This is a genomic window from Paenibacillus sp. GCM10027626 (assembly GCF_042676285.1).
Classification (GTDB): Bacteria; Bacillota; Bacilli; order Paenibacillales; family Paenibacillaceae; genus Paenibacillus_Z.
Genome location: NZ_JBHTHC010000007.1, coordinates 47,400 through 59,188, shown reverse-complemented (window position 1 = coordinate 59,188; position 11,789 = coordinate 47,400). Strand labels below are relative to the sequence as shown.

11 protein-coding genes are annotated in these 11,789 nt (G+C 45.9%); 9 read left to right on the top strand and 2 right to left on the bottom strand.

Features of this window, described 5'->3' with window-relative positions:
• Positions 1-12: 12 nt before the first annotated feature.
• From kdpB to ACFQ0N_RS15010, 7 genes are all read left to right on the top strand, one after another.
• The gene (kdpB, locus tag ACFQ0N_RS15040; RefSeq protein ID WP_379327438.1) at positions 13-2,043 is read left to right on the top strand and encodes a potassium-transporting ATPase subunit KdpB; all 2,031 of its coding nucleotides are present in this window, start codon (positions 13-15) and stop codon (positions 2,041-2,043) included.
• 38 nt (positions 2,044-2,081) lie between these two features.
• The gene (gene kdpC / locus ACFQ0N_RS15035) at positions 2,082-2,693 is read left to right on the top strand and encodes a potassium-transporting ATPase subunit KdpC (RefSeq protein ID WP_379327436.1); all 612 of its coding nucleotides are present in this window, start codon (positions 2,082-2,084) and stop codon (positions 2,691-2,693) included.
• Between the two features lie 58 nt (positions 2,694-2,751).
• Positions 2,752-5,094: a histidine kinase gene (locus ACFQ0N_RS15030; protein WP_379327434.1), complete on the top strand. Its 2,343-nt coding sequence runs from the start codon at positions 2,752-2,754 to the stop codon at positions 5,092-5,094.
• Positions 5,095-5,238: 144 nt separating this feature from the next.
• Complete coding sequence (locus ACFQ0N_RS15025) at positions 5,239-6,456, top strand: aspartate aminotransferase family protein (protein ID WP_379327432.1); 1,218 nt, start codon at positions 5,239-5,241, stop codon at positions 6,454-6,456.
• 80 nt (positions 6,457-6,536) lie between these two features.
• A complete protein-coding gene (locus ACFQ0N_RS15020) occupies positions 6,537-6,722 on the top strand; it encodes an EamA family transporter (protein WP_379327430.1) in 186 nt (61 codons plus the stop codon).
• Between the two features lie 99 nt (positions 6,723-6,821).
• Positions 6,822-7,646, top strand: coding sequence for a MerR family transcriptional regulator (locus tag ACFQ0N_RS15015; protein ID WP_379327428.1), 825 nt, complete (start codon positions 6,822-6,824; stop codon positions 7,644-7,646).
• Between the two features lie 61 nt (positions 7,647-7,707).
• Positions 7,708-8,736: a serine hydrolase domain-containing protein gene (locus ACFQ0N_RS15010; RefSeq protein ID WP_379327426.1), complete on the top strand. Its 1,029-nt coding sequence runs from the start codon at positions 7,708-7,710 to the stop codon at positions 8,734-8,736.
• A gap of 176 nt (positions 8,737-8,912) precedes the next feature.
• Here the strand turns inward: ACFQ0N_RS15010 and ACFQ0N_RS15005 are convergent, their stop codons facing one another.
• Together ACFQ0N_RS15005 and ACFQ0N_RS15000 are read right to left on the bottom strand one after the other, a co-directional pair.
• Positions 8,913-9,533 carry a DNA-3-methyladenine glycosylase gene (locus tag ACFQ0N_RS15005; RefSeq protein WP_379327424.1) on the bottom strand — a complete coding sequence of 207 codons (621 nt, stop codon included), beginning with the start codon at positions 9,531-9,533 and terminating at the stop codon, positions 8,913-8,915.
• A gap of 14 nt (positions 9,534-9,547) precedes the next feature.
• Positions 9,548-10,135, bottom strand: coding sequence for a uracil-DNA glycosylase (locus tag ACFQ0N_RS15000; RefSeq protein WP_379327422.1), 588 nt, complete (start codon positions 10,133-10,135; stop codon positions 9,548-9,550).
• A gap of 305 nt (positions 10,136-10,440) precedes the next feature.
• Here ACFQ0N_RS15000 and ACFQ0N_RS14995 point away from each other — a divergent pair, with 305 nt between their 5' ends.
• Together ACFQ0N_RS14995 and ACFQ0N_RS14990 are read left to right on the top strand one after the other, a co-directional pair.
• Entirely contained in the window at positions 10,441-10,956 is a 516-nt protein-coding gene (locus ACFQ0N_RS14995) for a DUF1281 family ferredoxin-like fold protein (protein ID WP_379327420.1), read from the top strand.
• A 234-nt stretch (positions 10,957-11,190) separates the two neighbouring features.
• Positions 11,191-11,298, top strand: a complete 108-nt coding sequence (locus ACFQ0N_RS14990; protein WP_379327987.1) for a transposase — start codon at positions 11,191-11,193, stop codon at positions 11,296-11,298.
• Positions 11,299-11,789 lie beyond the last annotated feature (491 nt).

Genomic DNA, 11,789 nt, shown 5'->3' with positions numbered 1-11,789 from the left:
AGAGGTGAAACCATGAGTACGAAAAGAAGAAGCATGCTGTCTGCAGTGATTGTTAAAAAAGCGATCGCGGACAGCTTCATCAAATGCAACCCGGTCAGCATGATGAAAAATCCGGTCATGTTTGTCGTGGAAGCGGGAACGTTCGTCGTATTGCTGATGACGCTCTTTCCTGGATTTTTCGGTACCGAAGGACGCACCGGTTTTAATTTGTCCGTCTTTCTCATTTTATTGTTTACCGTGCTATTTGCAAACTTCGCTGAGGCGTTGGCCGAAGGCCGAGGGAAAGCGCAAGCCGATACGCTCAAAAAGTCGAAGAAAGAAATCACGGCGAATAAAGTGTCCGGTAACAGCGTAAAGGTGGTTCCTTCCACGGAACTGCGCAAAGGAGATATTGTGGTTGTTTCCCAAGGGGAGACGATTCCGGGGGACGGAGAGGTCATTGACGGTCTGGCTTCCGTAGATGAATCGGCCATTACCGGGGAATCCGCTCCCGTCATTAAGGAAGCAGGGGGCGACTTCAGTTCGGTAACCGGCGGTACGAGGGTCGCTAGTGACCGGATCACCGTGCGGATTACAAGCGATCCCGGCGAAACGTTCATAGATCGGATGATCGCGCTGGTCGAAGGTGCAAAGAGGCAGAAAACGCCAAATGAAATTGCGCTGAATACGCTGCTTGTCAGCCTGACACTGATTTTCCTGATCGTCGTAGTGACGTTGGCTCCGCTGGCCGATTATTTGGGAATCAAACTGGAGGTCCCCGTTTTGATCTCGCTGCTCGTGTGTCTCATCCCTACGACAATCGGCGGCTTATTGTCCGCAATCGGCATTGCCGGGATGGACCGCGTGACCCGTTTCAATGTACTGGCTATGTCAGGAAAAGCGGTTGAAGCGGCAGGGGACATCGATACGATGATTCTGGACAAAACCGGTACAATTACGTTCGGGAACCGGATGGCCAGCGAATTTATCCCCGTTGGGAATGAATCCGCGGCGACGGTAGCTGAATGGGCGGCCGTCAGTTCGGTGAAGGATGAAACGCCTGAAGGTCGATCCGTGCTCGAACTGATGAAAAAAGAAGGGTACGCGTATCCTGAGGATGCCGCCGCCGGCGCAGAGTTCATTGCATTCAAAGCGGAGACTCGCATGAGCGGCATCGATTTGCCGGACGGACGAAAAGTTCGCAAAGGCGCGGTTGATGCGGTTAAACGTTGGGTCAGCGCGCAAGGGGGAATAATTCCCGCTGATTTGGAAAGCAAAGGAAACGCCATCGCATCGGCAGGCGGAACGCCGCTCGCCGTTGCAGTCGACAATCGCATTTACGGCTTGATTTATTTGAAGGATACGGTGAAGCCAGGCATGCGAGAGCGATTCGACCAGCTGCGAAAGATGGGTATCAAAACGATCATGTGTACGGGAGACAATCCGTTGACGGCAGCGACGATTGCACGCGAGGCCGGGGTGGACGACTTTATCGCCGAGAGCAAGCCCCAAGACAAAATTGCCGTCATCAAGCGCGAGCAGGCGGCCGGCAAACTGGTAGCGATGACCGGCGATGGCACGAATGATGCCCCCGCATTGGCGCAGGCAGACGTGGGGCTTGCAATGAACAGCGGCACGACCGCCGCTAAGGAAGCGGCCAATATGGTCGACCTTGACTCTGATCCGTCGAAAATCATTGAAGTGGTGGCGATCGGCAAGCAGCTGCTAATGACCCGCGGAGCTTTAACCACTTTTAGCTTGGCGAACGATATTGCCAAATATTTTGCGATTATCCCGGCCATGTTCATGCTGGCGATTCCGGAAATGAACGCACTGAATGTGATGGGACTGGGCTCGCCGATGTCAGCCATTTTGTCGGCGCTTGTGTTCAACGCTATCATCATCCCGCTGCTTATTCCGCTGGCTATGAAGGGCGTAGCCTACAGACCGGAAAGCTCTGCCCAACTGCTCAGCCGGAACCTGTTTATTTACGGATTGGGCGGCGTCATTGCGCCGTTCGCCGGCATCAAGCTGATCGACATGGTCGTGCACTTATGGGTGTAGTTGCAACGTATTCGTATGACAGAGAGGAAGGAAAGCGCATGAATCAATCAGAGCAGCATGTTCAGGAAGCATTCCGCGGATCGTACTGGTTTTCCATCATTCGGCTCAGTCTGTTGTTTATCCTGCTATGCGGAGTTGTGTATCCTTTAGTCTGTACCGGCATCGCCCAAGTATTGATGCCTGGTCAGGCTAATGGCAGCCTGATTAAAGGCAGCAACGGGGAAATCATCGGGTCCGAACTGATCGGGCAAAACTTTACCGATCGGCAATTTTTTCAGGGCAGGGTCTCCAGCATTGAATACAAGGCGGAAGCATCTGGGTCCAACAATTACGGGCCATCGAACCCGGACTTGCTGAAAAGGACGGCAGAAACTATTGAAGCCTGGAAGACCGACAATCCTTTCGTTCCTGTCAGCCGTTTGCCGATTGACTTGATCACGAATTCCGCTTCCGGTCTGGACCCTCATATTACGCCGGAATCGGCCAACGTGCAAATTCCGCGCATCAGCAAGCTGACAGGATTGCCTGCGAGTCAACTGGAGAAGCTGGTGCAAGAGCATACCGAAGGACGGGATTTGGGGATTTTCGGAGAACCGCGAGTCAATGTGTTAAAACTGAATATAGCGCTGCGCGAACTAATTCAAAAGTAGGAATCAGCCACAAGCCCTGCCTATTGCCTTATAGGAAGGGGCGTTCAAGGGGGGCACAATGGATAGCTTTCGCAGGAAGACACCGGAAGAAATTTTGTACTCCATCTCCAAGCTTCAGCATGGCCTTCTCAAAATCTGCATCGGTGCGGTCAGCGGTTCGGGCAAGACGTACCATATGCTTCAGGAAGGCCAGCATTTGAAGCAGCAGGGAATCGATGTCGTTATTTGTGCGGTTTCGACAAGACAGCGGCCGGAAACGGTGGAGCAGCTCGGAAATTTGGAGCGTGTGCCAAGCATTCACTGGTTCAAGGATGGAAAAGAGCGCAAAGATCTGAACCTGGAGAAGCTGGCAGAGCGCAATCCGGAAGTGGTGCTGGTCGACGGGCTTGCCCATCGTAACCGGGATGGAGCCCGGTTTCCGACTCGTCTTGACGATATTCAATTTTTGCTCAGCCAGGGGATCAGCGTTATTACGACCGTTAATGTCTATGAACTTGAAGGCGCGACGGAACTGATGAGAAAATGGACGGGCGTCGCGGTAGAGGAAACCGTCCCAACGAACACCTTGGAGATGGCGGATGAAATCCAATTGATCGACGTATCGCCGGAAACGATGCTGAAGCGGCTAGAGGAGGGGCACGTCAACGGCGACTCCGCGCCCGCGTTGTTTAAACGAAGCAACATTGGAAAATTGAGAGAGCTCGCCTTGCGGCTTGTGGCGGAGGATGTGAGCGATTCGCTCGAAAAATACCGTATGGAACGAGGATTAACCGGGCCATACGGTTCGGTCGAACGCATTCTCGTCTCGGCGCAGTACCACTGGAACGGATCCATTCACGTTCGCCGCGGCCAGCAAATCGCCAAAAGGTTGGGTGGGGATTTGACGATCGTGACGTTCGTCCATCCGAAAAAAACGTTATCGCGGGAAGCAGCCGCATTTAAGCGTTCCCTTTTAAAACTGGTGGAAAAAATAGGCGCCAGATTTGAAGAACTTCCGCTCGCAAGCAAACGGAAACTCTCCAGTATGCTGGCTCATTTTGCAGCCCAACACCAGGCGACGAGAATCGTACTTGGCCATTCCAAACAAAGCCGCTGGCAAGAGCTGTGGCGAGGGTCGATTGCCAACGCCATTCTGAAAAAAACGAAACGGACGGATATTTACTTCGTGGCAGATCGCGCCGATAAGGAAGGCGAACGGATACTGCCGACTAAAATGATGGCGGCGAACCGGGGGGATGCTCGTTACCGCAGGTTAAGCGACCATGAAGTGGAGCGGAAAATAGGGGAAATCCGCAGAGGACGGTTCAAGGTGCTCATCGGTGCCGCCCCTGGCGTCGGAAAAACATATGCTATGCTCCGTGAGGGGAACGATTTGCAGAAAAAGGGCATTGACGTCGTCATTGGACTGCTTGAAACGCACGGCCGAAAAGAGACGTTGGCGCAAGTCGGTTCATTGCAAACGATTCCGCGGGCGAAGCTCGAATATCATGGGGCACATCTGGAAGAGCTGGACGTAGCGGCTATCGTTCGCCGCAATCCGGAAGTGGTGCTTGTAGATGAACTGGCGCATACGAACGTGCCTGGCAGCAAGAACAAAAAAAGGTTCGAAGATATTGCACACATTTTGAACGCGGGCATTTCTGTTATTTCGACGATGAATGTGCAGCATCTGGAAAGCTTGAACGATGCGGTGGAGCAGATTACCGGAGTACGGGTTCGGGAAACTGTACCCGATCGCGTATTGCGCATGGCCGATGAGGTCGAGCTCATCGATGTCGCGCCCAAAGCGCTGCAGCAGCGAATGAAAGAAGGTAAAATTTATGCGCTCGATAAAGTGGATCAGGCCTTGTGTCATTTCTTTCGTACGGGCAATTTGATTGCTTTGCGTGAAATGGCTCTGCGGGAAATCGCGGACGATGTCGATGAGCGATTGGAAGCCTGGGAAAGAAACGACTCACTCCGCGGACCGTGGAGAAAACAGGAGACGGTCTTTGTCGGCGTAACATTGAGCACCAATGCCGAGCGTTTAATCAGGCGGGGCTTTCGAATTGCGTACCGCTTGAAGGCAGAGTGGGTGGTATGCTACGTTCACGATCATGCTGCGGTTGCGGATGAGTTAAAAAAACGCATCAAGGTGTTGGAAGACTTGACAACCCGGTTGGGCGGGAAGTTTGTGTTGCTCTCTGCCCGGAACCGAAGACAGATTCCATACCTGTTGCTGAATAAAGCCAACGATATTCATAGTACGCAGATGATTGTCGGACAATCGAGACGAACCTTATGGGAAAGATTATGGAAACGATCCGTAATCAGGCCGATTCTGCGTTATGGGCGACATATGGATGTGTTGGTAATTGCCGATATGGAGGTTTGTGAGCAGCTTTTTCCTAGCTCAGGCTAAACGCTGGGTCGCGATCTAACGCCATCTCGTTAAGTAAATGAAAAAGGTGACGGCTTATTTTTTATTTGTCCGTTATACGATGGAGTGTTGAATAAATAAATGTTTATATGTATAATTATACAATGATAAAAGGGAGGCCTGTTAATGAGCAATTTAGCAACTTTTCAACTCTTGGAAGAGGCAAAGAATTCAATACTTTTTACAGCAGTACGACCTGAGATCGTTATGGAACGAGGAAAAGGTATGTATGTTTGGGATACAGATCAAAAGAAATATTTGGATTTTATCGGTGGATGGGCTGTTACCTGCTTAGGACATTCGCCAGACGTAATTAGAGAAGCGTTACATAGACAATCCTCAATTTTAGTTAATGCTAGTCCTGCATACTATAATAAACCTTTGATTGAATTCTCGAAATTATTATCAGAAGTGACATGTTTCGATAGAGTTTTCTTTGCAAGTAGTGGGGCAGAAGCAAATGAAAGTGCAATTAAACTAGCAAGAAAGTATGGTGCTAAGGTATTAGGCGGAGCCTATGAAATCATATCGCTTGTAAATAGTTTCCACGGTCGTACGCTTGCAACTATGTCTGTTACTGGCAAATCATATTGGAAAGAATTATTTTCACCGAAAGTCCCTGGGTTTAAACATGTTCCTTTAAACGATATAGAAGCATGTGTATCCGCAATTGACGATAATACATGCGCCATCATGCTGGAACTTGTTCAAGGTGAGGGAGGAGTTCACTCCGTTAACTATGAGTATTTAAAAGCAATACGAGAGATTTGTAACGAAAAGGGGATTTTGTTAATATTTGATGAAATTCAAACAGGAATAGCTCGAACAGGGAAATTATTTGCTTATCAACATTACGAAATAGAAGCTGATATTATGACTCTTGGCAAAGGGATTGGGGGAGGTTTTCCACTCTCAGCAATGTTAACAAAAGAAAAGTATAATATTTTTGAGAGCGGTGACCAAGGCGGCACTTATTCCGGGCAACCTCTAGCTATGTCCGTAGGATATTCGGTGCTTAATGAGGTTATTCGATTAAATTTAGCTGCAAATGCAGAAGTACAAGGCAAATATCTAATAGATAAATTAAATGAAATAAAAGATACTTATCAATTAAGTAACATACGCGGCAAAGGCTTGCTGGTTGCATTTGACCTTCCATTGCCTGCAGGGAATGATCTGGTTCTTGAATGTTTGGGGCAAGGCTTACTTATTAATTCGCCCAATTCGAATATAATACGTCTTATGCCGCCTTTAATAGTCACTAACATTGAAATAGATAGGATGATAAGTATTTTATCTGTCTCATTAGAAAACATATATCATGCGAGGAGGTTAACAAGGTGACAAAAGAAAGAGAAGACCAGCAGCTGCAAGACCAATCGGTTTCCTGTTTCCTCTTAAGCGATCTCTTTATATAGTCATACATGAGCAATATCGTTCAAACCTTCTGCCGCGCTTTTCTGGTTTACTTGGTTCCCATAGTGACCGTGGCGGCTGCATATCTGCTCTTAAACGAAAAAATCACTACCGCGGCATTGTTGGGGACGTTCCTTACGCTTATTGGATTATTCATATCAGAAAGAAAGTCCTCTCAGAAAAAAGTCGCGTAATTCGCGGCTTTTTTTTGAAGCGGCAGCAGTTGACTTTGCCCTTAGGGTAAAGTGTACAGTGAAATTGAACAAAAGAATATGAAGAATGGAGGCAGTCTCTTGCTCTCGATTGGAGAATTCTCGAAGATATGCGAAGTATCTACAAAAACGCTTCGATATTATGATGAAATTGGATTAATTAATCCTGATGAGATTAACCCTGAAAATGGTTATAGGTATTATTCCATCAGGCAGCTAGAAAAGATGCTCTTTATTAATCGTTTGAAATCTTATCATTTTTCACTGGAAGAAATTAAAGCCATTCTGGAACTGGAAGAGGATCAATCAGAAGAGAAGCTTTATTCTGCTCTTAACCGCAAGAGAAGGGAAATACAGGAAAAGCTAAATGCGTTTGAATATACTCTGAAACAACTAAGTTACGATATTTTAAATTTAGAGAAGGGCATTCCAATTATGGCGTACCTTGGCGATATCGAAGTCCAGCTTGTTAAGACTAAGCCAATGAATATCCTTAATATCCGTCAGATGATGAGTAGTGATGACTATGCTGCAGGGTACGGGAAGTATTTTAGCAGGTTATATGAAAAGATTGCTGCAGAAAAACTCACCTTGCGCGGTACGCCCATGACGATTTATCACAGCCCTGAATTTAATCCCGCCAGCAATGATATAGAGTTCGCCATTCCAATAGAAGAGTCTGTAGAGGAAACGAGAGATTTGCCGGGAGGCCTTTGTGCGAAATCTGTTTTAAAGGGTTCCTATTCAGAACTGACATCGGTGTATGCTAGGTTGAGGGAATGGATAGAAAATGAAGGCTATGAATTGGTGAACTCACCTTATGAAGTATATGTAACCGACCCCAAGCGAGCTGCCGTCCCTGAGGAGATGGTTACTGAGGTGTATTTTCCTGTGAAGAAAAAGTAAGACCTGACATTTTCCTAAAAGCTCGCTAAACCAAAAACGTCTGTTAGAGAGGGATCTAATCATGAAAAGAAACTACTGGCCAACTGCAGAATGGCAGACCGCAGACCTTGCAACTTTGAGCATGGACACTGAAAAGCTTTCACAGCTTGAACCTATAATAAAATCCGAGTACAACAATATAAACGGTATTGTTGTTGTGAGAAATGGCTATATCGCTTATGAGCGATATTATAATGGCTACGGCCCGGATGATACACACCATGTGGCATCTGTAACGAAAAGTATAATATCGGCGCTTATTGGTATTGCCATAGATGCAAGATATATTAAAAATGTAGATCAGCAGGTGCTGGATTTTTTCCCTGAATATGTGCCCGATGCTGCTGACAAGCAGAAACGAGAAATCACCATACGCCACCTTCTCACTATGACGGCTCCCTATCCTTTTGAGGACTGGCACGAACCGCTGGACCAGATGTGTATGCAGCCTGATTGGATAAAGTATATCCTCGATACTCTGGGTCAAAAAGGAGATATTGGGACTTTTAAGTATTCTACCGCAGGGGTACACCTACTTTCAAGCATCATCACTCGCAGCACAGGAAAAAGTGCCCGTGAGTTTGCCAACGAACACTTATTTAAACCCATTGGTATGAAAGAGATACCGGATTATGAAATGACATCATTTGGGTTTGAGGATTTATTCGGGAAAAATATTAAAGGGTGGGTTAATGACCCCAGCAGTAACTCCACCGGAGGATGGGGACTTACACTAACTCCGCGCGATATGGCCCGTTTTGGTTTTCTATATTTGAACCGTGGCATTTGGGACAAAAATCGGATAATTCCCAAGACATGGGTTGACGAATCTACAGCGATGAACCCCTATAATTACGGTTATCTATGGTGGTTGCGCAAGGAAGACGGAGTTTTTGCGTACGCAGCACAGGGCGATGGCGGTAATCTCATTTGTTGCATTCCAGAAAAAGACCTCGTCCTGGCAATTGCATCAGGCTTCATCATGAATCCTCGGGACCAGTGGACACTGATTAAGGAATATATTATCCCGGCTGTAATAGAGGTGTTGTAAATGCGATTTCATCCATATTGATTGATCACCTGGCAGAAATTCGGTAAGATGATGGAGAAGGAACTTTATTCTTGGACAGCACCGGAAGCTCCAATTTGCCAAAATGAATGGAGCACTCACAGATTTATTTATTTGACCTTATGTCACAACATGCGACTTCATATAAGGCAAAGGTCTTACATATAACGAATTTCAGTCACATTTGTCACCGGTTTCGAAACGAAAGGATTTTGATGCTCCCAGTATCGCCACGGATAATGTTTAGCATCGCCGCTGTTATCAATCCCAATTCTCGGTCCAATGGCGATCGAGTCGATATGTTTGCCGCTGGCAATATAAAGTGGCTCTTCGAATAGCGGATGGCCGTAGTCCGCTTTTGTAATACCTAGTGCTTTTGTTAACTTGCCCGGTCCGTTAGTAAGTTCCCGGTCAGTTTTGCCTGGCCCGCGACGTTCACGCATCAAATGTATTCCTGTGTAAGGTTCGATTGCTCGTATCAACACGACTTCAGGTTGATTGACTCTTCCGCTAACAACATTCAAAAGACAATGCGTATGCATTTCATACGTATAGGCGTGCCCGGCTGGACCAAACATTACTTCCGTTCTTGGCGTTCTTCGATTTCCATAGCTGTGTGCTGCTCTATCTTCCGGCCCGATATATGATTCTGTTTCAACAATCCATCCGGAGGCCGTACCATCTCTTGTTGTCTTTACTAATACCATACCCAGCAAAGCTTGGGCCAGTTCTTGCGTCGGAAGCTCAAAAAACGAAGCGGATACAGGTTGTAAAATCATTGTGGTCCCCCTTGTTAGTTTTCAATTAATCCATATTTTAATGCTTCTTGTGCAAGTAATTTCAAATCTTCAATAAAATACTTATGAAGCACTGGTCTTCGCCGTATCGCCAAAGGGTGGTATGAAAATGCAACCGGTATATCTTCGAAAATATGCCATCTCCCCCTCAAACTTTTCACATCGGCATCCGAATGCGGAAAAAGCGTTTCGACAACTGTGTTACCCAATCCCAAAAGCAAGCGGGGATTCTTCTCTGCAAGCTGGTGCTGAAAATGTGAAAAACAAGCGTCTCTGGCAAGCGGTTTATTATAAGCCCGTTTCGGACGACATTTTAGCAGATAACTAATATAGACGTTGTCGAGTTCCATTCCCGCATCCAAGATGCCGCGCTGCAGCGTTTCCCTGGTCCCGCAAACAAATGGATTCCCTTCAGCATCTTCACGCATACCAGGATTATCCAATAAAATAAAAATCTTAGCCGAAGGATTACCTTCACCCCAGATCACGCGTTCGCGGTGATTGGACAGTTCGCATTTTTGACATTGAACAGCGAAAGGAGGAGGTGGTTCTTCCTTCAATAAACGCGGGTTGAAACCTTCCATAATGTTTAGTTCCCTTCTTTCTGGATAAAACAACGATTTGTCCGATGACGGATTTAACGCTGCAAATATTTACAGTTTTTGCAATCAGACGATTTATATGCAAATTTCAAGGGGGACGGACAAATTAACAGAAAACTCTTCACTACTAGCAACTGGTGGCGTAATATACCAAGTAGGGTGGTAGGAATGATAACAAAAGGGTATGCAACTTTCAGGGTGAAACTCTTTCCAATCGATAGATAAGCAATGCTAAACTTTCTTGAACAATAAGGGTGAAAAAGTTCAATTCAAAGGGAGATATAATCATGCCGGATCATATTTCAAATAAATTAAGAATCATTGGTACTAATGAACAAGTGAAAGAAGTAATGGAATTTATTAAATACGATAGTGAAGGAATTGGCACAATCGATTTCAATAAAATTACACCAATGCCGAGATGGGTATACGGAAGCTCCCCAGACGTAATGGGCATCAGCCTTTCTGACGAAAAAAAATGGGGAAGAGAAAATACATCGTTAGGCTGGGCAAGACAGCATTGGGGAACTAAATGGAATGCCTTTTCTCAGCCTGATACTCGTAATACCGAAGATACTTTATATTTTCAAACCGCATGGAACGGTGTGCCAGATATTATACAAAAAATAGCTTGGATTTTCCCCAATGTGACACTTGAATACAGTTTTGCAAATGAAGATTTAGGAAGTAGCAATTGTGGCATTTATCGCTTTAAAGAGAATGAAGTATTAGAAGAAATTCATTATCAATCAGGCTCTAAGGAAGCATACGAATTAGCGTTTGATTTAGCTGAAAACGGTTAAATACCATCCTGGTACAAATTCAATGAAGAGAAAAACACCTACGAGTGCATAGATAACGATTGATCACCTTGAAAGTTCACCAAAAGCCTTGTTAGTTGTATAACGTCACCTATTAGACAACTTTCGAGGTGAAGATAATGCTTAATCTATCAGAATTCAATGTAATCACAAAAGAACAAAAACTCCAAAGATCGCTATGAGGCGTTTCAACGCTTCTACCAATGGGAGCAAGGCATACCGACCGAGTTTAAGCAGTTCAAGGAGATCCAGAAGACGTTCAACAATTTCAAGCAAGAGATATTCAATTACTTCTTGCATCCATTAACAAACGCCTACACCTAAAGCGTGAATAACATCATCAAGTCGGTAGAAAAGGCAGGAAAGGGGTATTCATACGATGTGTTGAGAGCGAAGGTTTTATACGGCACGAGAGCGACAGTACGCAAACCGAAGTTCGACAAGGACATGAGCTTCGAACGCTTCGACAACATCCATTACCGTCCTGATGGATCGATGGAACCAATATTAATTCATAGTGATGAACCGCAACTCGTCACCGTTGGAACGGACATCACCACACTTACTGACATTTTTGAGAGAGGTGAATTTTAGTGGCTAATCCCACTATTTTCACCTCGAAAGTTCAATACCCGTCAAAGGGGGTATCGCTTCCAAACAATTAATGATTATTACAAAGCATGGAACACGTTCGAAGATCATAAAATTTGACTAATAAGTTTAGCCGCGGCAAATTCGAGTGTCGACATTATCCGTTACGAAACGAAATGCGGCCAAAGGGGAGTTGTAGTCTCAGTTTTAAAGATACAACTTCC